The organism is Acinetobacter sp. ANC_7588, from assembly GCF_056783995.1.
Genome location: NZ_JBWYIU010000042.1, coordinates 1 through 388, shown reverse-complemented (window position 1 = coordinate 388; position 388 = coordinate 1). Strand labels below are relative to the sequence as shown.

Annotated in this window: 1 protein-coding gene; it reads left to right on the top strand. The window is 49.5% G+C overall.

Annotation, left to right across the window (positions count from 1 at the left end):
- A partial coding sequence (locus AC1M9J_RS14815; protein WP_481952575.1) for a GA-like domain-containing protein occupies nt 1–388 on the top strand: 388 nt, incomplete at both ends.

Genomic DNA, 388 nt, shown 5'->3' with positions numbered 1-388 from the left:
ACAGAGGCAGTAGAGGCGGCTGAAGCAGCATATGCAGAGGCAGAGCAAGCACTAGCAGATGCCGAATCAGATGGTTTAATCACCCCAACAGAACTTACTGCATTGACTCAAGCACGTGATGATGCACTTGCTGCTAAAGAAGATGCACAAGCGAAAGTTGATGCACTTCCAGAAGGAGCAGACAAAGACGCACTGGATGCACGCTTAGATGATCTAGTCGACATCACCTTACCAACAGTAAATGATGAAAACGAAGATGGCGTAGCAGATGAGTACGAACAAGTATTGGCAGATGCCGAAGCAGCAGTAGAGGCAGCAGAAGCAGCATACGCTGCGGCAGAACAAGCGCTGATCGATGCAAATGCCAATGGCCTCATCACCCCAACAG